The organism is Marinitoga piezophila KA3 (assembly GCF_000255135.1).
GTDB lineage: Bacteria > Thermotogota > Thermotogae > Petrotogales > Petrotogaceae > Marinitoga > Marinitoga piezophila.
Map to the genome: position 1 here is coordinate 1,316,684 of NC_016751.1, position 23,436 is coordinate 1,340,119.

17 protein-coding genes are annotated in these 23,436 nt (G+C 28.2%); 8 read left to right on the forward strand and 9 right to left on the reverse strand.

Annotated features, from left to right (window positions below; genetic code table 11):
* Nucleotides 1-5 precede the first annotated feature (5 nt).
* The 5 genes from MARPI_RS06270 to MARPI_RS06290 all read left to right on the forward strand — a co-directional run bounded on the left by MARPI_RS06270 (nt 6) and on the right by MARPI_RS06290 (nt 6,480).
* Entirely contained in the window at nt 6-1,775 is a 1,770-nt protein-coding gene (locus MARPI_RS06270; RefSeq protein WP_014296752.1) for a hypothetical protein, read from the forward strand.
* Complete coding sequence (locus MARPI_RS06275) at nt 1,772-2,458, forward strand: tRNA1(Val) (adenine(37)-N6)-methyltransferase (RefSeq protein WP_014296753.1); 687 nt, start codon at nt 1,772-1,774, stop codon at nt 2,456-2,458. The genes MARPI_RS06270 and MARPI_RS06275 overlap by 4 nt, the downstream gene beginning before the upstream one ends.
* A gap of 25 nt (nt 2,459-2,483) precedes the next feature.
* Nucleotides 2,484-3,086, forward strand: coding sequence for a dTMP kinase (tmk, locus tag MARPI_RS06280; protein WP_014296754.1), 603 nt, complete (start codon nt 2,484-2,486; stop codon nt 3,084-3,086).
* Between the two features lie 479 nt (nt 3,087-3,565).
* Complete coding sequence (locus MARPI_RS06285) at nt 3,566-4,735, forward strand: KAP family P-loop NTPase fold protein (protein ID WP_014296755.1); 1,170 nt, start codon at nt 3,566-3,568, stop codon at nt 4,733-4,735.
* 161 nt (nt 4,736-4,896) lie between these two features.
* Entirely contained in the window at nt 4,897-6,480 is a 1,584-nt protein-coding gene (locus MARPI_RS06290; RefSeq protein WP_014296756.1) for a 4Fe-4S binding protein, read from the forward strand.
* 23 nt (nt 6,481-6,503) lie between these two features.
* Here the strand turns inward: MARPI_RS06290 and MARPI_RS06295 are convergent, their stop codons facing one another.
* The 7 genes from MARPI_RS06295 to MARPI_RS06325 all read right to left on the reverse strand — a co-directional run bounded on the left by MARPI_RS06295 (nt 6,504) and on the right by MARPI_RS06325 (nt 13,337).
* On the reverse strand, nt 6,504-6,818 hold the full coding sequence (locus MARPI_RS06295) for a heavy metal-binding domain-containing protein (protein WP_014296757.1): 315 nt from the start codon (nt 6,816-6,818) through the stop codon (nt 6,504-6,506).
* A gap of 16 nt (nt 6,819-6,834) precedes the next feature.
* Nucleotides 6,835-7,590 carry an ABC transporter permease gene (locus MARPI_RS06300; RefSeq protein WP_014296758.1) on the reverse strand — a complete coding sequence of 252 codons (756 nt, stop codon included), beginning with the start codon at nt 7,588-7,590 and terminating at the stop codon, nt 6,835-6,837.
* Entirely contained in the window at nt 7,590-8,360 is a 771-nt protein-coding gene (locus MARPI_RS06305) for an ABC transporter ATP-binding protein (RefSeq protein WP_014296759.1), read from the reverse strand. The genes MARPI_RS06300 and MARPI_RS06305 overlap by 1 nt, the downstream gene beginning before the upstream one ends.
* A gap of 20 nt (nt 8,361-8,380) precedes the next feature.
* Nucleotides 8,381-8,740: a GntR family transcriptional regulator gene (locus MARPI_RS06310; protein WP_014296760.1), complete on the reverse strand. Its 360-nt coding sequence runs from the start codon at nt 8,738-8,740 to the stop codon at nt 8,381-8,383.
* A gap of 116 nt (nt 8,741-8,856) precedes the next feature.
* The gene (gene nagA / locus MARPI_RS06315) at nt 8,857-9,936 is read right to left on the reverse strand and encodes an N-acetylglucosamine-6-phosphate deacetylase (RefSeq protein ID WP_014296761.1); all 1,080 of its coding nucleotides are present in this window, start codon (nt 9,934-9,936) and stop codon (nt 8,857-8,859) included.
* A gap of 334 nt (nt 9,937-10,270) precedes the next feature.
* Nucleotides 10,271-12,034, reverse strand: coding sequence for an HD-GYP domain-containing protein (locus tag MARPI_RS11185; RefSeq protein ID WP_014296762.1), 1,764 nt, complete (start codon nt 12,032-12,034; stop codon nt 10,271-10,273).
* A gap of 70 nt (nt 12,035-12,104) precedes the next feature.
* Nucleotides 12,105-13,337: a hypothetical protein gene (locus MARPI_RS06325; RefSeq protein WP_014296763.1), complete on the reverse strand. Its 1,233-nt coding sequence runs from the start codon at nt 13,335-13,337 to the stop codon at nt 12,105-12,107.
* A gap of 1,215 nt (nt 13,338-14,552) precedes the next feature.
* Here MARPI_RS06325 and MARPI_RS06335 point away from each other — a divergent pair.
* The 3 genes from MARPI_RS06335 (at nt 14,553) to trmB (ending at nt 19,174) form a co-directional block, all read left to right on the forward strand.
* Entirely contained in the window at nt 14,553-15,677 is a 1,125-nt protein-coding gene (locus MARPI_RS06335; RefSeq protein ID WP_014296764.1) for an MFS transporter, read from the forward strand.
* Between the two features lie 246 nt (nt 15,678-15,923).
* Entirely contained in the window at nt 15,924-18,086 is a 2,163-nt protein-coding gene (locus MARPI_RS06340) for a metallophosphoesterase (RefSeq protein WP_014296765.1), read from the forward strand.
* A gap of 140 nt (nt 18,087-18,226) precedes the next feature.
* Nucleotides 18,227-19,174 (forward strand): tRNA (guanosine(46)-N7)-methyltransferase TrmB, encoded by a 948-nt coding sequence (trmB, locus tag MARPI_RS06345; protein ID WP_014296766.1) that lies wholly within the window; start codon nt 18,227-18,229, stop codon nt 19,172-19,174.
* Nucleotides 19,175-19,211: 37 nt separating this feature from the next.
* On the opposite strand, the gene MARPI_RS06350 is transcribed toward trmB, so the two are convergent.
* The gene (locus MARPI_RS06350) at nt 19,212-21,242 is read right to left on the reverse strand and encodes a methyl-accepting chemotaxis protein (RefSeq protein WP_014296767.1); all 2,031 of its coding nucleotides are present in this window, start codon (nt 21,240-21,242) and stop codon (nt 19,212-19,214) included.
* A gap of 141 nt (nt 21,243-21,383) precedes the next feature.
* On the reverse strand, nt 21,384-23,417 hold the full coding sequence (locus MARPI_RS06355) for a methyl-accepting chemotaxis protein (RefSeq protein WP_014296768.1): 2,034 nt from the start codon (nt 23,415-23,417) through the stop codon (nt 21,384-21,386).
* Between the last annotated feature and the right edge of the window lie 19 nt (nt 23,418-23,436).

A 23,436-nucleotide genomic window follows, 5' to 3' on the forward strand; every position in this document is an offset into this window, starting at 1 on the left:
TATTGATGAAAAAATTGTTAATACCTTTTTTGTTTTTAATATTGTTTATATTCATTTCATGTGATCAACAAAGCAAAATAAATATTACAATCGAAGGTGACATTGCGTCACCTTCTTTCCCTATTAAAATTCAAATTCCTCAAAGTTTAGATTATGAAGTAAAATTCTTCGAAGGAGAAAATGAAATTAAATATGAAAAAAATGGAAGCGAATATTATTTTAAAGATTTAAAAGAAGGAAAACATACATTAAGAATGGAAATTTACAAAAATAAAAATAAGGTTTCAGAAAGAACTTTTACATTTTATTATGATACAACAGCGCCAGAAATTGGATTTTTAAATGTTTATTTGAAATCTGGAGAATTAAATGTTACCGCTGCTTCTCCAGCTACTGATCTTTCAAGATTTATTTTAAAAGATGCAAGCAATACTTACAATTTTAATATAAATATAAAAATTCCTCTAAAAAAGGATATTGGAACTAAAAATTTTGAACTTTACGCAGTTGATAAATATGGAAATATTTCTAAAGAAAAGATAATAACCATTAATACCGATGAAGATAAACCACCTAAAATTCTAAACGATACACTTAAAATTTCTGTATTTGGAGATACAAATATTAAACTTTTTGATGATTGGACAAAAGATGAGGATTTAAAGGTATTTTTAAAAACAAAAGATGGTATTTATTCAACATATACAATGAGCGAAATACTGGATGATACTACCGACGATGGAACATTGCTTGTTATTGATAATGGAAATAATATCACCACAAAGAAAATAAAAATAGAAGTGGAATATTCTATTCCATCTATGCCTTCAGGAAACCCAAAGTTAATTGATTATTCTGTTGATACATTTGGCTGGGATTATGAAACTGATATTGAATCATATATTGTGGAAACACCTTATGAATATGGTTGGAAAAAAGAAGTGGAAACAAAGGCGGCATATGCCAGACTTGAAAAAGCAAATGTTGCAATGATCAGGAAAAAAAGTAAATTTGGAACTTTAAGTTTTCCTTCACAACCTACAATTCGTTTTTCTGGAACTTTTGTTCATCTGGTGAGAAATATTCTTGAATCTTCAAATGAAAACCTTTATTTGCCACAGATTAATTCAGAATTTTTAATTGGTGGAGAAACTGTTTTAGGTAAAGATAGTGTTGTTATGGTTGAGTCTGGAAGTATTTTAAAATTTGTCTCTAATTCTAAATTAGTTATAAAAGGTGTTTTCTTTATTATGCCGGGACCTGGAAAATCCTTAATAAACGGTAATGGAGAAATAATAGTTGATGGTGGAATTTTTATTGCTTCTAAAACTATTTTTGATAAGGTTAAAATTATAGGTAAAAATGCAAAGCTCATATATCTTGAAGATTCTGAATTTCTGGAAAACTCAGATTTAATATCTTCAAATGATTTTAGAATTTGTTTATATAATACTATAGGATATAAAACCCAAATTAATTTATTCAATTCAGAGGAGATTTTTATAAAAGAAAGTACGTTTAAAAATATAGTTATGAATAATGTAAATATGCTCGAAAGTATTAAATCTGTTTTTGCTAATGTGGAAATAGAAAATCTTAGTAAAGCATATATTGATAATTCGAGCATTAATACAATGATTCAAAAGAATTTTTCCTGGTCAAAAATTGTAAATTCAAATATTAATGATTTGAATGTTGAAAATTATTCAAGAAGTGTAATTGATAATTCAAAGATTTTAAATATTATAAATAAAGGTAGTACGGTGATAAAATGATAAATTTTGATATAATAGAAGACATTTTTAGAAATTTGAAATTATGCTCACCAGGAAAATATCATTTACCAACACATGGTTCCACTTTTCTTGCTCAAATTTCAGATTTGTTAAAAAATGAAAAAAATATAGTTGAGCTTGGTTCTGGAATTGGTAATGTTTCAATTGCTCTTGCAAAGATATATGAAGATATAAAAATTACCGGAATTGAAATTCAAAAAGAACCTTTTGAATGTTCATTAGAAAACATTAAATCAAATAATCTTTTAAATAGAGTTGATTTTATTAACGATGATATAAAAAATATAGAGAAATACTTTAAAAGGGAATCAATAGATTGCGTTATAACAAATCCACCACATTATTCTGATAAATCTTTGATAAGCCCATATGAGGATAGAAAAACTGCAAGAACATTTGATATAAACGACCTTGAAAAGTTTTTTTATGCAGCCAATTATTTATTAAAGAATAAGAAAAGAATGATTTTTGTTTATCATCCTGTTCATTTTGAAAGTTTTTTGAAACTTGCCTGGAAATATAAATTTTCACTGCAGGAAATGTTTTTAGGATATGGGAAAAAGAACGGTGAATGTCAATTAATAGGTGGAATTTTACGAAAAAATGGTGGCGAAAATCTAAAGATTCATCCACCTGTATTTTTTAAGAATTCTGGATTATAATGTGCTAAAGGAGGAAATATATTATATGCTTATAACTTTTGAAGGAATTGAAAGTTCTGGTAAATCTACTCTTTCAAAAAAATTAGTTGAATATTTTAAAATTAAGAATAAAGATGTTATCTGGAATAGAGAACCAGGTGGAACAGAGCTTGGTGAGAAGATAAGGGAATTATTGCTGGGTAATTATAAAATATGTCACGTAAGTGAAGCTTTATTATTTGCTGCCAGTCGTGCTCAATTGATAGAGGAAATTATAAAACCTAATAAAGATAAGATTATTATTCTTGATAGATTTGTTGACTCTTCAATTGTTTATCAGGGATATGCAAGAGAGCTTGGTTGGAAAGAGGTTTTTGAGATTAATAAACATGCGTTAGATGGAATAATGCCAGATTTGACGATTGTTGTTGATGTGAATGTTGAAACGTCTTTTGAAAGGATGAAGAATAAAAATAAGGATAGAATTGAAAGTGAAGGAAGAGAATTTTTTGAAAAGGCAAGGGAAGGGTTTTTGAAGTTAAAAGAGTGGTTCCCTGAGAGGAATATTGAGTATATTAGCGGTGAAAATACGCTTGATGTTGAATATAATGAGCTTATTGCGATAATCAATAAATATGTAAATATCTAAAAAAAAAGACTTTCAGGATTTTTCCTGAAAGTCTTTTTTTTAGTGGAGATTCACGTTCATGTTAGTACTTTTGGTGTTGATTGAAAAAATAAAAACTCCTTTAGGCGAATTGAGTGCTAATCTTCGAAAAATCTCTTTGAAAGTAGAAAAATAATATTCACTCAGACGGCAAGAATTTCTAATCCTCGCTCCATTTGAAAATTCGGGCGCGCTCAGACACTTCGTCCATGAAGTGCTTCGCTTTCCAAAACCTCCTGTTTTTCCAACCCGAATTTTCTGCATTCCGCTTCGGGAAATTCTTAGTCTTCGTTCATATTATTTTTCTACTTTTTTTTATATAATCAGGCACTCTGCAAGTCTTCATTCGTTTTTATTTTTCTAAATCACTTAACAAGAATTGTCACAATCGTCTACAAGGATTCTACAGTTGTCACACAGTCACAATTGTATGTTATAATAATTAATAGGGGGTGATGATTATGGATAATGATAAATTGAAATATATAATTTCTTCACTATTTGATGTCCCCATTAGCAATAAAGATTTGCTTGTAGATAGGGAAAAAGAATTAAAACATTTAAATAATCTTGCATATTTTCAACCCATGGGAATTTTTGGAGTATGTGGTGAAACTGGTGTAGGAAAAACTACTGTTTTGAATTTTATAGAAACAGCAGATTCCACAAAATTCAATATATTAATTACTGAAAAAGATTCTAAAGAGGTTATTATAGCTGATTTTCTTTATAAATTATCAAAATTATCATTATCTTTAAAAAATAAAAATATAGAAAAAATAGCCCTGGAAGCAAAAGATTTTATTTTAACAGAAAAAAGTTTTAACTCAAATTATAGCGGGGGAATAAATGCTTTTGCAAGTGCAATGTATGAAAAAGGATTGTCAAATAAAAAAAGATTTAATATATATACTATTAAGGAGTATATTGAAAAATTGCTTGAATTATTGATAAGAGAATATGGAAAAATTTTAATTGTAATAGATGAATTAGATAAAGAAAAAAAAGATGAAGTTCTGAATATTCTTGATTCTTTGAAAAATATACTTTTAAAAGAAAATGTTATTACAATTGTTTCTTTACCTTTTTCAATTTATAGGGAATACTCTAATGATAGAATGCGATGGAATGAGAGTGGAAATTTAGAAAATATTTTTAAAGATATGATTTTTCTGGATCCACTTACAAAAGAAGATATAAAAAAATTAATATTAAAACGTATTAAAGATTATCCTGATTATTTTCATATTAATGCTCTTGAAGAAATTGCTTCTTTTAGTGATGGGAATCCAAGAGATGCTTTATGGCTTGCTCAACAAATTGCTTTATATAATACAGATAAAAAGAAAATTGATGAAACAACTGCCAAAGAAACTATAAAAAGTATTTTTTTACGAACTTTTTCTAAAATAAAATCCTTTACCGAAATACAAAAAATTATCCTAAAGGAAATTATTAAAGAAAACATAGATAGAACATCATTAGTTAAAAAATTACAGAAAAAAAATATAAAACGGCAAACAATATATACTTATATTACCCGCTGGAAAAATGAAGGATTAATTTTAGAAAATGATGATGGAATATTATCTTTACCAGCAAAAGTAAAATATTATGTAGAAAATTTATAATTTGTCACAGTTGTCTACAGAGATTCTACAGTTGTCACACAGTCACAATTGAAAGAGATGGAATTTTCCATCTCTTTTTTTATTTCTAAGTTTTTTCTAAGGTTAATATGTTAATATATATTTGCAAAAAAATGAAAAAGATCATTGTGGGGGTGAGTGATATGAAGAAAAGTAGTTCTTTACAAAAGTTTCGACTGGCGGTACAGATTGTTTTTGTTGCGTTTGTGTTGTATGTGAGTATTGGACATTATATTGTAGAAAATAATCCTGGTGTTGAGTTATTTGGTGTTGCAAGTTTGCATACATTATGTCCATATGGTGGAGTTGTAAATCTTTATACATTTTTTACCACTGGAAATTATGTAAGTAAACTACATCAATCGGTGTTTATTATGCTATTTGCATTGTTTGCACTTTTGCTATTTACCGGTGCAAGTTTTTGTGGTTGGATATGTCCTTTAGGTTCTGTTCAGGAATGGGTTGGAAAACTTGGAAAAAAGATTTTTAAAGATAAATATAATAGAGTTCCTGTAAAGGTTGATAGAGTTCTAAGATATTTAAAGTATATTGTTCTTGCAATTATTATTATTCAAACAGCACGAACAAGTAAGTTAGTTTTTGAACCATATGATCCGTATTATAATCTGTTTAATATATGGACAGATGAAATTGCAATTACTGGATATATTTCTGTATTGCTCGTTTTAGGATTGTCGTTATTTGTAGAAAGACCATTTTGTAGATATGCATGTCCTTTAGGTGCTATAAATGGTTTGTTTAATTCTTTTAGTTTTTTAACTATTAAAAGGAAAAAGGATACATGTATAAATTGTAAATTGTGTGATAGAGCATGTCCTGTAGGAATTGTTGTTTCAGAAAAGAATGCTATAAACAGTCCTCAATGTATTAGATGTATGAAATGTGTTGAAGCATGTCCAGTAAATGATTCAAGTAAATTAACTCTTCAGGTTAGACCTATTTTAACTAAACCAGAAGAAAGCAAAAAAACTGTAAGTCTATGGAATTATGCATTTATAGCCCTTGCTTTATTTCTTGGTGTAATTTTAATAGCTAATGTTTCAGGTAATTTTAATACAGAAAAAATACGAACATACAATTCAATAAATGATATAAGAGGTTCTTCTACTTTACAGGAAATAATAGATAATTATCCTGTTTCAAAAGAAGAGTTGTATAGAGCATTTAATATTCCTCGAAATATTGTAACAACTGCTAAGTTAAAGGATTTATCTGAATTAATGGGATTTGATGAAGAACTTGAAATAGTTTCACCGGAAGGTATTAGAAGTTTTGTAGAGTATATTGATATGAATGTTTCTGATTTTCTTGCTGAATATGGAAAAACTATAAATGATTTTGATGAATTAAAAAGTATTGAAGGTATTGAAAATATGAGTGTAAGGGATATTATAAAAAAGACTAAACCTGGATTTATTGCATATGTAATTAGTGGATATTTGCCTGGTGAAGTTTCAGAAAATCAAGAAGCAAATATTAGTAATTCTACTGTTGAAAAAGAAGAACATGATACTTCAGAATTTATTATAAGAGGAAAAACTACTTTGAAGGAAATTAAAGAAAATATCGATGATTATAATGCATTTTTGAAAGAATTTGGAATTTCTGAAAAAGAAAGTTCTTTAATGGAATTAAAGGATATTGTTCAAAAATACAATTTATCAATGTCTGATATTAAGGATTATATTGAATTGCATACAAAATAATAAGAGGGCTTAAGCCCTCTTTATTATTTTAATTTTACTGCTGTTCCATAAGCTACCATTTCTGCTGCTCCAGCCATAACTGCAGAACTTGAAAACCTCAAACCAATTACTGCATCTGCTCCTAATTTTTCTGCCTCGTCTATCATACGATTATAGGCTATATTTCTTGCTTCTGTAAGCATTTCTGTATAACCTTTTATTTCTCCTCCTGCAAGTGTTTTAAATGCTGCTGCTATGTCCCTTCCTAAATGTTTTGAATGAACAACATTACCTATAACTATTCCTAAAACTTCTTCTATTTCTCTTCCAGGAACAAATTCAGATGTAGTTACTATCATGGAAATCCCCTCCTTATTAAATTTCTTTTTTTCTAAATTGATAATAGGCTATACTAACTATCGTTTCTCCTATTAAGAATAATGAAAGCGTGTATAATAAATCTATTTTTCCTTCTGAAATAATTTTTGAGCCTAATATATATGGATATGTATTTAAGAAAGATAAAGGTTTAATGAATCCTGCAGCTGTGGTGATAATCAATGTCCCAACTGAAACTAATATTGGTTTTACCTGATCATTGAATATTACAGAAAATAATACTGTTATTTCATACCAGAACAATCCACCAAAAAACATATGAATAAAATATTTGAATAATAGACTATATGCCAAATCTTTCCCTGAAATTAATGAATATGCAGCTGGTAGAACTATTCCTATTGTTATCCATATAATAAACATTGTCAAACCGATATATACTTTTGTGATAAATACATAATCTCTTGATTTTCTTACCAATAAATATTCCATTGTTCCATTTTCATATTCTCTGGAAAATAACGGAAAGGCAAAAATAATTGCAAAAATTGGAATTAATTGACCAAAGTTTTTACCGAACCATTGCGTATACATATAATAATTCCAATCATTTAAGTTATCCAATATATTTGAAAATCCAAATTTTTCTGCATATGGCTTTATTGCCGCCATATTTTCTTTTATCATATCAACATAAAATTTTTGAAAAGGGGCTATGCTGAAAAATAATAAAATTAATATTACTATTGAAATTATTGTTCGTGTTTTCATTTCATAAAGTTCTTTTTTCATTACCATTCCCCCTTTACCACTGCTTCAAAGATTTCATCTATAGTAACAGGTTCTCCATCTTGATTTTTTACTATCCAGATATTTTCATTTTCCAATTTTTTCCATAAATACCCTTTTGTTTTTTCGTTTTTTGGTAATGATATTGCTGTATATTTTGTTTTTATGTTATCAAGATAATCTAATTCTAAAATCTTTCCTTTTGACATTATCGCAACTCTATCTGCAATTTTTTCAACTTCAGAAAGTATGTGACTGGTATATAATATGCTTTTTTCCTGATATGAGCTTTCACGTATTATTTCAAGTACTGTGTTTCTCATTAATGGATCCAATCCCCAGGTTGGTTCATCAAGAATATATAAATCAGCATCCTGTGAAAAGGTTAATATTACATACACCTGAGTAAGCATACCATGGGATAGATTTGAAATTTTTGTGTTTTTATTTATTTGAAATTTATCCAGCAATTCATATGCTTTTTCAATAGAAAAATTTTCTGTAAGCTCGTTGTTGATTTCTATCATTTTTTTAACTGTTAATGATTTGTAGAGATTCTTTTTTTCAGGTAAATATGCAACTTTTCCATTTAAATATATTTTTCCGCTATTTGGCCATCTTAAATCAAGAATACATTTTATTATTGATGTTTTTCCTGCACCATTTGGTCCAATAAGTCCAAAGATTTCACCTTTTTCAATTTCAAATGAAACGTTATTGACTGCTGTAAGAGTTCCATATTTTTTTACAAGGTTATCAACTTTTAATATCATGGATTCACCTCCAGATTTTATCAATCATCATATAACTTATTGATTATTGATATCAATTTTTCTTTTTGAATTTTTGCGTTTTTACATTCTAAAACACTTTTTTGAAAATTTTCTAATTTTTTTTCTATAAACTGATTTTCATCAATTCCTAATACTATATATCCTGAACCTCTTACTGATTTTATTACTCCTTCAAATTCGAGTTCTTTATATGCTCTTGATACAGTATTTAAATTTACACCTAGTTCTTTTGCAAGAACTCTTATTGAAGGAATAAATTCATCTTTTTTGAGTTCATTGGTAAGGATTTTTTCTTTTATCTTGTTTTTTATTTGTTCGTAAACAGGAGTGTGCGAATGAAAGTCTATGGAAAACCACATTTATATCACCTCTGTACTATTATACTATGATAGTAGGTTAAAAATCAATGATGATTTGATGAAGTTTTGTTAATCGAGAAAAATAAAAAATTCGACAGGATTTCCTGTCGAATTTTTTAGGTGTATTCCCCTTCGAATATTGTTTTTTTAAGGTTTAAATTTTTATCTAATAATACAAGATTTGCAATATAGCCCTCTTTTATTCTTCCTAAGTTTTGAAGTTTCAGGTTTTGTGCTGCGTTGTATGAGGATACTTTCGCAAGTTCCGTTAATGTACAATTGGTAAACTTTTTGAAGTTTTTAATTGCTTTGTCGAATACTAATGTACTCCCTGCTATTGTTCCGTCTTTTAATGTTGCTTTTCCATCTCTTACCGTAACTTCAAGACCACCAAGATCATATTTTCCATCATTTAATCCCGCAGCGCTCATTGAGTCTGTTATTAGTATAATATCATCGATATTTTTTATTTTATATATTAGTTTAACAAAATCCGGTGATGTGTGGATTCCATCAACTATCATTTCTATTTTAAAGTTTTCAAGCATTACTGCACCAACTCCACCTAATTCACGGTGATGCAGTCCTTTTATTGCATTTGGAAAGTGAGTTATTCTGTTTATTCCTTTTTCATATGCTTTTTTGAATTCCTGATAATCTGCTTCTGTATGGCCAAGGGATATTACTGTGTTATTTTTATGAATTATATTTATTACGTCATAAAATCCTTTTATTTCAGGTGCCATTGTTATTAATTTTATTTTTTCATTTAGTATTTCTTTTATTTCTTTTTCTTCTGGATTTCTAATGTATTCAGGATTTTGTGCTCCTTTTTTGTTTATGTTTATATATGGTCCTTCAAGGTGTATTCCTTTTATTGATTTTTCTATTGGTGTGTTTTTAATAACGTTTTTTATTTGCTCTTTAGATGCTGAAACTGTTGTTGGAAAGAATGTGGTAACTCCGTGTTTGAAGTTCATTTCTGCCCATTGTTTGAAATCTTTTTCTGTTGCGGTCATTGTGTCTATTCCGCCATAACCGTGAGTATGCGTGTCTATAAATCCGGGCATTAATATGTAGTCGTAATATGAATCTTCTGTTTTTATTATTTTTTCTATTTTTCCATTGTTGATTATTATTTTTCCGGTGTATTCTCCATCAATAGGATCAACGATGAGTAATTTGGATATTTCCATCTTTGTCTCTCCTTTTCGAAAATAGAAATAATAATATTCATTCAAACAGCAAGAAATTCTAATCCTCGCTCCATTTGAATTTTTTTTATGTTGAAAAAAGTTCATTCATACGACTTGAGTGCTAATCTTCAAAAAATCTCTTTGAAAGTAGAAAAATAATATTCACTCAGACGGCAAGAATTTCTGATCCTTGCTCCATTTGAAAATTCGGGCACGCTCAGACACTTCGTCCATGAAGTGCTTCGCTTTCCAAAACGTCCTGTTTTTCCAACCCGAATTTTCTGCATTCCGCTTCGGGAAATTCTTAGTCTTCGCTCATATTATTATTTCTATTTTATTTTATATCATCTTCCTGTATATTTTTCATTAGTTCATATAATTTGGAGCTTTGTTTGTCTACTTCTTCCCATAATTTTCTCAGGTCTTCGGAATACTCTTTGAATATTTTCAATACTTCTGGATGGAAATGTGTTGGTTGTGTTCTATTGTCTCCCTCAAGAATTATTTTTAACGCCTTTTCGTGTGAAAATGCTGGTTTATATGGCCTTTCTGACCTTAATGCATCATATACATCTACAACAGAAACTATAGCAGCTTCAATTGGGATTTTATCCCCTTCTAATCCAAATGGATAACCGCTTCCGTCATATTTTTCATGATGATATAATGCAATGTTTTTAGCAAGTTTGAACATAGGTGCGTCACCTATTAATAATCCACCGTAAATTGTGTGTTTTTCCATTATTTTCCATTCTTCATTTGTTAATTTTCCTTTTTTCATTAATATGTCTTTTGGAATCATTAATTTTCCAATATCGTGTAATGGCGCATAATACTTCATTTGATACACTGTATGATGATCTAAACCCATTTTTTCAGCTATAAATGCCGAAAGCTCTCCAACTCTATTAACATGATTTCCGGTATTTTCATCATAACCTTCAGCGATTATTGAAAGTTGAGTACTAAAGTTTAAGTATGATTCTTCTAATTCATTATTGACTTTTTCTATTTCTTTGTATGAATGTTCTAGTTCTTCGTTCATTGCGTTGATTTCTTCAAATGATGACATTATGTCTTCTGCCATTTTTTGATATTCATCCATTAATTCATTTATTTCTTTTATTTCACATTTTTCAAACATTCTATCAAATTCTAAGTATTTTGTTTCTCTGAATTTTTTCATATTATCTACCATTAACTCAAATGGTCTTGAAATTTGTTTTGAAACTTTTCTTGCTTTTATTGCAACTAAATACATTATTATAATTAAAGCTAATATAAATATTGTTATGTTGTATATTAAAGCATTTCTGAGCATCCCAACATCTAATTTTAATACTATTCCAATTGGTTTGAATGTTGATTTTTCATCTTCATAGCTCCAGGTATAATAAAAAATCAGTTTGTTTCCTTTTTTTATTATTATTTCTTTTCCAGTGTCAAATGCTTTTTTCAGATATTCAACATCTTTGTCTGTTAAATCGTTTTCTTTGCTTGAAAGATTTTCAAAATTATGCGTGCATATATCAATTTCATCTATGAAATTGTATTTTTCCTCAAGAGCATGAAAATTATCTAATGTATTTTTTATTTTATCTACGGAATATGATGCTCTTATTAGATAATATTCATTATCTATTTTTAAATAAATATCTTTTAATAGTTTTTCTGAGGTTAATTCAAGTTCAAAATAGTATTTGTAATTTTCAAGTTTATCTAATTTTTCTTTGATTTTTGAATTTAATTTGTTGTAATCAATTTTCTCTATACTTGTATCACTATTAAAAAACGCGTATTTTGATATGTTTTTTATTGTTTCTTCTTTGTTTTCAGAAGTTTTTAAGGCTTCTATAAATCTCTCCAACCCTTTATAATATCGAACATCAAAATCATATAATGCATTTGATAATGAGGTGAATGCCATATTAACAATTTGTACTGCATTTGCTTCAAATTCTTTTTCTACACGTCCAAGATTATATAGGCTAATCATGCTGAATATCATTATTACTGAACCTATTCCAATTATTACTATAGTCATTATATTTTTGATTATAAGATGATAAAGCGTTATTTGCTTATCTCTTTTTCTCAATTTAATCACCTCACTTGATATGAAATGCATTTTTATTATATGTTTTCAAGCTTAAAAGTTTCTTAGAATTTTATTTTATAAAGTTAGATTTTCCGTTGATATCTGTATATATTATAAGTCCTTTTATTATTTCACCGTTTTTTTGGTATCCAGAGAATATCAGTCCATCATTATAATTATACACCTTTGTTAGTCTTTCATCTAATAATGTTCCATAATAGTTTTCAAATAATACTATTCCAGTTTGTTTTTCTATAAAAAGTGAGTATCCGTCAAAATCATTATTTTTTTCAAGTGCATATCCGGTAACTGCAATTTTATCCAGTGTTTGAGTTATGGATAATCCCCTGGATGATTTTTTCATTAAATAATCTGTTCTCCATATTTTTTGTAGATTGTTATCTGTCTTTATTATTAATGTTTTCCATGGGTAGTTTTCTAATGGAGAACTATATCCTGCAATATAAAAGTATTTATTGTCCTTTGTAAATGAATAAGCATAATCTTCCAAATTTTCAGAACCAAATTTTTTTATTGAGTAATCACTATAATTTAATTTGTTTAGTTTTATGATGAATATATCCCAATTGTTGTTTGCAGTTGAATTTGTATTTCCAAGAAGATATATATAATTTTTATCCGTTTCTATATCTTCTAGTATTTCATCATTATACCATGTAATGTTAAATTCATTTAGTAATTCTAGTGATGGGTTTATTTCATACATGAATCCTATTTTTTTATTGTTATCTATTTTATATCCTACAATATAAATACTGTCAAAGTTATCTATTTTTATTTTTTTTATTTTTCCAGAGAAATTGAGTGTTTTTGATCTTAATATGTTTCCATTGATATCTACTTCTAAAATATATGGTTTAAAGTTTTTGTATCCTGATAATATAAATATGCTATCTGCAAGTATAAATGAGTTTATTTCTGTGTATATACTTTCTGTAATTTCTATGTGTTTTTTTATATTTCCATATTTGTCTATTTTATATATATGTATTTTTTTCTTTATTTCTTTTGATTCTGCAGTTATATATACATATTCTTTATATTTGAAGATGTCTTTTATTATTAAGTTGTTGTTGTTTTCCAGAAATTTATGCCATGTGTTTTGTTTTGTGTAGATTTGTGAGTAGTTTTTTGAATTCATAATATCTTTTATTATGGAACTTTCTTGAGTTTTTTTTGTTTTTACTTCAATGGTTGTTTTTGAAGAGTTTTTTATTATTGATATGTCTATTATTATTAATAAAACTAATAGTATTGGAATTAACAACATTATTTTTTTCATATTTTTATCCCTCTCTTATATTATTTATATAGATGCTGGTGGTATAGTGATGTTTATTGTTGATATGTTATTGTAATTATTATTATAAATGAATTTTATACTGTTCATAATTTTTTTGATTTTTGTTGATATGAAAAAATTTTTATGTTGATAAGTGTACATGCGAATATTTGTTCTATAAAAAATGTTGAATTTTATTAGATGGTTTATAATTTTTGAACTTTGAACGTTGATTGTTGATATTAATGTTGTTGAATTTTTTCTATGAACGAAGATTGGTTGAGAAGTTATGAACTAAATTTAGAGTTAACAACTTTTTATGTTGATAACTTTTATAATTTATATTTTAAGCGAGTTATATGTTTTGAACTTTGTTGGAAATTATAAACGAAAATAGTTTTTAATGGAGATTTATGTTGGAAATTTAATTTAATTATATCATATCTGATGATTGTTGCAGATTTATGTTCATATTCGTCTTTTTGGTGTTGATTGGAAAAAATAAAAACTCCTTCAGGCAACTTGAGTGTTAATCTTCGAAAATTTTTTTTGAAAGTAGAAAAATAATATTCACTCAGACGGCAAGAATTTCTAATCCTCGCTCCATTTGAAGTTTCTTTGTGTTGGAAAAAATAAAAGTTCATTCATACAACTTGAGTGCTGATCTTAGAAAGTTTTATGGAAAATAGAAATAATAATAATCGCTCAAACAGGTAGAAAATTCTAATCCTCAAAAATTCTCGTTCCCGCCGGTCGTTGCAGACTCACATCCATGTTTGTCCTTTTGTGTTGTTGATTGAGAAAAATAAAAACTCCCTCAAACGACTTGGTTGCTGATCCTCGAAAATCACTCATTCTCGGCTGTCGCTTAGATTCTGCATCCCTGCAGAAGCTGCGCTCAAAAAAACATCCTGTTTTTTTGACAGCCTCCATTCATGATTTTCTCGGGCAACCTGCGAGTTTTCGTTCGTTTTTATTTTTCTCAATCATATTTATTTCTTTTCGGGAAATTTCAAGCCTTCGCTCACATTATTCTAACTATTTTTTTATTTTGCAATTAGTGATTTTTGTTTACATATGAATTAATAATCGGTATTTTTTGGTTTACGGTTGGAAGTATTTTCATTATTTTAATCCACATTTAATGTATCACATGTTATTTTAAATTTTTTATTATAAACTTGAAGGCAAAGGTAAAAAAGGAGGTTGATTGGATTGAAAGGATATTTAAAATATATTCTTGCATTACCATTTTTACAGGTTTTTGTTCAGGTTGGAATTGCATCATCATTTCCACAATTAACAGAGATGTTTGGTTCTGCATGGTTGGCAAGTACTTTTATAGGTATTACACCACTTGTATCTATAGTTTTTGGTTCATTTTGGGGTAAGATTTTAGAAAAACATGGTGAAAGTAAAACCTTTTTGTTTTCAATGGTAATTTGGAGTGTTTCATTATATTTATCAGGATTATCTCTTAGTTATCCAATTCTTGCAATCGTTTTCCGTGGTTTTCAGGGAATTGCTGATTCTGCGTTGTTTGCAAATGCATTAACAGTTATAACTAAAGGTGATTTTTCAAAGCAGGAGAAAGCAAAGTATTTTGGTATGGTAGAATTTTTGGCAAGTTTTGGTGCTGTTATGGGGCCATTGGTTATTGGTTCTGGATTTATTTATATCCCAAAACACACATTAACTGCTTTAGGTGTTTTATTGTTTATATTCACTTTGATTATTTATAAGCAATTACCTGTTATTGAGATACATTCAGAATATTCAAAGAAACAGGTTGCTAAGTTTTCACCAAGGATTTTCCTCGCAGCGTTTTTTGGAATTATTACTATAGCTATTGTTGTTGGATTCCAGGTAACTATGCCTTTATTTGTTGAGGGCATTGTAGATAATCCATTATACGGTAAAATTTATACTTCTATATTTGCTTTGTTATTGATGCTTGGTAATTTGTTTAAACATAAGGTTCATGGTGTAAAGCTATGGATTCCCCTTGGAACTTTTGCAACATTGAGTATAGCAATGTTTGTAAATTCATTTTCACTTGTAGGATTTTTAATATTTGTTTTAGTTTCCGGTATATTCCTTGGATTATCAATTACAATGAGCAGCGAATATGCTTCAATTCTTTCTGTTGGATTCGAAGAAAAGGGTATGGCAGTTTTTTCCGCATTTAGATTAAGTGGAAACTTTTTTGGACCATATCTTTCTATTTTCTTTTCAATGGGTGGAATAAATATGTTTACTATGGTTCTTGCAGTTTTGGCATTAGCTTCAAGTGTGTTTTTAATTAATTTTAAAAATTTTCAGGAAGTTGAAAATATATAATATATAATTTCTCATAAAAAAGGGCTGTTCATTTTCGCCCTTTTTTTTGTAATTATTTTTTAATATGTTTTTTATATGTAGTTTTAATATTAATCAATATTTCAAGATAATATTCTAAAATGGATTTATACGGGATGTGATAATATTTGACTTTTTTTAACAAAAGGAGTATCATTAATATTTGCGAGAAAACGTTTGCAATATATTATCGCAATATATTATCTTTAAAAAAGGGGGAGTTAGAGTATGTTTAAGAAATCACTGGTATTGTTATTGGCATTTTCATTGTTGATTTCTGTATTTGCATTTGCAAATGCAAAAGCATTTAAAGTAACTGACAAATCACAATTATTACCAGGTCCAGCAGCGGATGGTAAGGTTGGGGACTATATTTTAAAGAATGAAAAGGTTGCTTTCTTAATAGGTCAATTGGATAATTATCATGGTTATATGAAGTCTGGTGGAAACATATTAGATGCTATTTATTGTGGCGGAGAAGATCAGTTTGATGAAATGCACACATATTTTGGTTGGCCAAAACAGGCTATTTATGAAAATATATATATTGAAAAGAATGGATCTAATGGTGGAGCTGCAGTATTAAAATTAACAGGACATCATTCAGATATTCCAGGTATAGCAATTACAACAACTTATACATTATTCCCGGGAACAAATTATCTTATTATTAAAACTACTCTTGTAAATAATAGCGGAAAAGATATTGATAAGATGATTCTTGGTGATGCTACATTCTTTGGTTATGCAAGACCATTTACTTTTGGTTTAGGTTATAAGGTAAGCAGAATTGATACAGATTTTATCGGTGCTCAGGGTGATAAAATTGCTTATGGTGTGACTACAACAGAAAGAGATGAAAATGGAAAATTAAGAGATATTCATATTTCTTATATCTTTGCTGATCCAGAAATTAAAACAGTTGCTATTAAAAATGGAGAAAAGGTTACATTCCAGAGAATATTTGTTGTAGGTAAGGATTTATCTTCAGTATTGGAGACATCTCTTGATATTAGAGGTAAAGGTTATACAATGGTGAGCGGTAAAGCAGAATTTGCAAATGGAAAACCAATAGCAAATTCAAAGGTAAATATTTTTGACGATAAAGGAATATTGTATATTGTAGCTTATACAGATGAAAACGGTAATTATAAATTCCCGGCAAATCCTGGAAAATATACAGCTAAAGTTGATGTTATGGGTGTAAACACAGTAAAGGCACCAGAAATTGTTGTTAAAGGTGAAGAAGAAATAAAAGCCGATGTTGTTGTTGGTAAATACGCAGAAGAAAATAAGGTGTTATGGGGACCATATCTTTCAGATTTAGGAAAGGATAGCGTATATATTAACTGGAAAACTTTAGTTCCAGCAAAAGGAAAGATATTAATTAATGGAAAGATTTTAGAAGATAATACAGTATCTAATTTACATCATTTCAAGATTACAGGATTAAAACCTGGTGAAGAATATACATATTCACTTGTTGTAGAAGATGGAGCAGCAAAAGGAGTTACGACAGATTCTTATACATTTAGAACAGTTGCTGATCATCCAGAAAAGTTCAAATTTGTTGTATATGCAGATACAAGAACATATAATAAGAGACATAGAATGGTTGCAGATAAAATTGCTGAAGAAAATCCAGATTTTGTAATTCATGTTGGTGACCTTGTAATGGATGGAAGAATTATGAGTGATTGGGATGGATTTTTCTGGGCAATTAAGAATATGGCTGCAAAAGCTCCATTCTATCCAGTTCTTGGAAACCATGAATATAATTCAAAATATTATTTCAGTTCATTTGTAACCCCACAGGGTGGCGGAGATTATAATGAACAGTATTATTCGTTTGATTATGGAAATGCACATTTTGTTGTTCTTGATGCAGATATTCTTTTAATGCAGAAGGATAAAGAGGGAATGGAAAGAGAAACACAATGGTTAATTAACGATCTTGAAAAACATAAAGATGCAAAATGGAAATTTGTATTCTTCCACGAACCATTCTGGACAAATTGTACAGAGTATGGTAAAGACCCTGTAAGTCCAACTATTGACTACTGGAAACCTGTATTTGAAAAATATGGTGTAGATATTGTATTCAACAGTCATTATCATATGTATGAAAGATTTACAAATAATAAGATTGAATATATTGTAACTGGTGGAGGAGGAGCTCCATTATACAGTAAAGTAAGATCATACAATGAAAAGTATCCATTTACAACAAAGGATATAACAGGAATTCATCATTTTGTAGAAGTTATTGTTGATGGAAATCAGGTTAAGGTTCTTGTAAAAGGTGTTGCACAGCAAACAGATAAGAAAAAAGAAGACGGTTTCTTCCCTGTTAATGTAATATTGGATCACTTTGTATTAAATAAATATTGATTTTAGTAATGCCTCCGGATTTATTCCGGAGGTTTTTTATTATAAGAATAATTTAATATATTTTGAAGAATTTATATATGTTAAGTCAGTTATGGTATAATGTTTTATACGTTAAGGATTAATTATTGGGAGGAATTGATATGCATGATAAAATAGCAGTTTTAAAATATTTTTTAAAACCGCAGACTTTTGATGAGTATCCTGTAAATTGGAAGGATATTTTTGGAAATAGGAAGAAATTATATGTTGAAATAGGTTTTGGAAGTGGAGAGTATATGGCAGCACTTGCTAAAGAGAATCCAGATATTAATTTTGTTGGCTTTGAAACTTCTTTAACAGCTTTATATAAGGCTCAAATTAATTTTTATAAGAATAATATTAAGAATGCCAGGGTTATTCAAGGTGATGCAAGGTTGTTAATCAGAGAATTGTTTCCGTCTGGTTCTATTTCAAAGCTTATTGTGAATTTTCCATGTCCATGGCCAAAGAAAAGACATAAGGAAAGAAGAATTTTTATTGAATCATTTATTTTAACCCTTGCTGATGTATTAAGAAAAGGTGGAACTATTGAACTTGCTACAGATGTTGACTGGTATGCACAGGAGGTTTATGATAATTTTAGTAAATCAGAATTTTTTGAGGCACAGGAAATAATAGAGAATTTTAATAGACCAATAAAAACGAAGTATGAGTTAAAATGGGATAAAGAAGGAAGAAATAAGTATTTATTTATTGCTAAGAAAGTGAAAGATTATAAGGTTTTGAGAATTCTGGAAGGAGTGAGTGAAATGCCTCATAAGAATATAAATTCTATAGATATTGATAAATTAAAGGATTTAAAGGATAAAAAGTTTCAAGAAGGTAATAAAACGTTTGTTGTAAATAATGTTTATGAAGATATGATAAATGATAGATATTTGTTAAAGGTTGTTTCTTCAGATGATGATTTTATTCAACAGTATTATGTTGCTATTTATAAAAAGACCAATTCATGGCTTGTTAAACTGGATTCTGTAACTATCCCGTATAGAACACCAGCTGTTAAGTTTTCTGTTTATAAAATTGCTGAGTTAATTGAGGAAATATAAAAATAACCCCAACCAAAAAGGGTTGGGGTTATTTTTTTTAACTTAGTTTATTTATAGCCTGATCTATTAATGATTCGAGTTTTGTAGATGTTTCTTTTACATTTGATAATAATTTTTCATTTTTATCTCTATTTTTATATTCAAAGTTTTTAGCGTAATTGTGTAATTGTTCATGATATTTTAAGATTTCAGACCATATATCATTTATTTCTTCAGGTACATTTTTAGATAATACTTTTACAAATACACCAAATCCACATCTGTGAGGATTATCTTCTGCTGCCAGCCATGTGTTGTTATGAACAGATTCTTCAAATCTTTTTACCCATCTTCTGTGAGCTTCTTTGGCACCATTTAGTTCATTAATAAGATCCTTATGTGTAAACATTTTAAATGTTGAGAATGTTTCCACAGTATTTATAAGTTGATTTGCTTCTTCTTCAACGATTTTTAATAAATCCATATTTCTATCGTTCATGTATTTTTCTTCTTCAACAATTTCATCCATTTCTTCTTTTAGATTATTAACAAGTTCGGTGATATTTTGAGATGAGGCTGATAATTCCTGAACGGCTGCTCCTTGCTGTTGAGCACTTGCGGCTAAATTGTCAGCATAATTTGAGATTTTTTCCACTGAATCAATTAATTCATATAGTTCATTTGATGTTTTGTCATTCATTTCAGATACAGATTTTATATTTTCAGACATTTCAATTACCATATCCGATGCTTCGTTGACACCTGTCATAACTTCACCAAGATTTTCTCTTATACTTTCTGCAGCATTTCTACTTTCTTCTGCAAGTTTTCTTATTTCATCAGCAACTACAGCAAATCCTTTTCCTGCTTCGCCAGCCCTTGCAGCTTCAATTGCAGCATTTAGTGCAAGAAGATTTGTTTGTTCAGAAATACTTGTAATTGTTTCCACAACTTCATTTATAATCTGGGCTTTATCGGATACTGCTTTTACTTTATCAACTATTGGAACCATACTTTCAGAAATGTTGTTTATAGTTTCGTTTACATTGTTAAGACTTTTTCTTCCACTTTCTGCCACATCACTTATCTCATGAGCTATATTACTTAATTCTACAGCTGTGTTTGCAAGATTTTGAATGTTGTCAGATATTTCTAATGTACTTGCATTTTGTTCTTCTACATATGAGGTAATATTATCCAGAGAACTTTTTGTTCTTGTTAATGCATCATCTATATCATCAAAGTTGGTTTTGAATATTTTTAATTCATGATTAATTGTATTAAATTGTGTGATGTTGTTTCTAAATCTATTGAAAAATCCCTGAAGAGATGTTCTAAATGAATCTATAAAATGATTAAAGAATTTAGATATTTCTCCAATTTCATCTGATGTTTTTACTTCAAGTTTGCTTACCAGATCACCACCGCTTTTAGAAAGTTCCTCAAGTTTGTTTCTTACAGAATATAATGGTACCATCATGTATAATATATACATAAAGGTTACAAGTACAGTAATGATTAAGGCTATTGATACAGCTGTTATTAGATATTGAAGACGTCTTATATTTCCTTCAAATTCGTCTGTTTTTTCTCTGGTTAATTTGTCCATTATTTTTTCAAGTTCTCCAAAAGCTTTTAATGCTGGACCATCATCTATTTTTATTATTTTATCTATTTCACTTATTGATTTTCCTTCTTTTTTGAGTTTTATTGCTAATTGTAGATTTTGACTATATTGCATAAATGTATTTTTTATAATTTCAAGGTTTTTTAATTCTTCCTGACTTACATCATGTAATTTTTCGTATTCAGCAAAATCTTTTAATATTGCCTTTTCTTTTTCTTCAAAGGCGGAAATGTATTTGTCATATCCTCTAAGAACATAGTTTTTGAATATATGGATACCTCCACCATATCCAAATTGTGCTTTAATATCTGATAATATTTTCTGTCTTGTTGTGACCGAGTCAATATAATCTATCCATTTATCTTCCAGACTACTTGTTTCAAGAAAAACAAATGATCCAATAATAGTGAATACAACTACTGCCAGAACTAATAATAACATCATCTTTGTTTTAATCTTCATAGGATCACCCCTTTGAATATGTTTTGTATTGATTCTATTATTGAAATTCTTTCTATTAATAATTATATCATAAAATAAATAAAATATTTCAAAAAAAATACTCCAGGAGTTTATAAAATAAAATCTCCTGGAGTATATAAATTAATTTTTTAATTTTCTTATAGCGGTATTTATAGATTCATTCATTTTTGATAATGTTATCCTGGCATCTTTTAATAATTTTTCGTTTTTATTCTGATTTTTATATTCGTATTTTTTAGCATAATTGTGTAGTTCGTTATGTAGGATTATAATTTCTTTCCATATATCGTTTATTTCATCAGGTATGTTATTTCCAATTACATTTATAAATAAACCAAATTCACATTTTTGAGATTCATCTTCTACAATTAAATATGTATTGTTATTTATTGCATCTTCGAATTTTGATATCCACTCTTCGTGATTTTTTATTGCATTTTTCAGTTCTGCAATAATATTTTCTTTTTTAAACATTTTAAAGGTGGAAAAGATTTCTACAGTTTTAGTTAGTTGTTTAATTTCATTTTCTATTATATCAAAGAGATATTTGTTTTTTGTATTCATGTATTTTTCTTCTTTAACTATATTTTCCATGTAATTTTTTAAGGTATTTATTAGTTCTGTAATTCTTTGAGATGAAGCTGATAATTCTTCAACAGCTGCACCCTGTTCCTGGACACTTGCTGCAAGATTATCAGCTGATATAGAAATTTTTTCTACAGAATCTATAAGCTCATATAATTGATCAGATGTTTTATCGTTTATTTTGGTTACGGATTTTATATCTTCTGACATGTTAATAACCATATCAGAGGTTTCTTTAACTCCAAGCATAACTTCACCAAGGTTTTCTCTTATACTTTCTGCAGCACTTCTGCTTTCTTCAGCAAGTTTTCTTATTTCTTCAGCTACTATTGAGAAACCTTTACCAGCTTCTCCAGCTCTTGCAGCTTCAATTGCAGCATTTAATGCAAGAAGGTTTGTCTGTTCTGAAATGCTTGTAATTGTTTCTACAACATCATTTATAATTTGTGCTTTATTTGAGACGTTTTTTACTTTTTCTACTATTGGTATCATGTTATCAGAGATATTATTTATTGTTTTATTTACAATTCCAATACTTTTTCTCCCTGTACCTGCAACCTCACTAATTTCGTGAGCTATATTGCTGAGTTCAACAGATGTGTTTGCAAGTTTTTGGATATTATTTGAGATTTCTAAAGTGCTCATATTTTGTTCCTCTATATATGAAGTAATATTATCCATTAGTTCTTTTGTATTAAATAGCGATTTATCCATATCGTCAAAATTTACTTTAAATATTTTTAATTCATGGTTTATTATATTGAATTTAGAGATACTGTTTCTAAACCTGTTAAAGAATCTACATAATGAATTTCTAAATGTTTCTGTAAAATCATTAAAAAATCGCGATATTTCTCCAACTTCATCATATGTTTTTACTTCTAATTTTGTTACCAGATCACCACCACTTTTTGAGAGTTCTTTTAATTTATCTTTTACGAAATGTAGCGGTTTAATGCTTTTAACCAGATAAAGTTGAATTATAACCATCATTGCAATTACCAGTATTGAAACAGCAGTTACAAGGTATTTTAGTTTTTTAATATTTTCTTCAAACTTTTTAGTTTTTTCCTCTGTTAAATTATCCATAATTTTATCAAGTATGTCAAAAGCTTTTAAAGCAGGTTCATCGTCTATTTTTATAATTGTATCAATTTCATTTATTGATTTTCCTCTGCTTTTGAGAGAATTAACAAGATTTATGTTTTCATAGTATTTTAGTAATGTGTTTTTTATCACATTTAAAGATTTTAATTCATCTGAAGATATATCAGGTAGTTTTTCATATTTTTCAATATTTTCCATAATTTCATTCTTCTTTTTTTCAAATAATGAAAGATATTTTTCTTCACCTCTTAAGATATAATTTTTAAATGAATGTATAGCTCCACCATATCCAAATTCCTCTTTTATATCAGAGACCAATTTTTGCCGTATGGTTACTGATTCAATATAATCATTCCATTTACATTGTAAAACGCATATTTCATAAAATACAAGTGCTCCAACAATGCCAACTATCACCCCACCAACAACCATTAATAATAACATTTTTGTTTTTATTTTCACAAATTACCCCCCTTTTAAA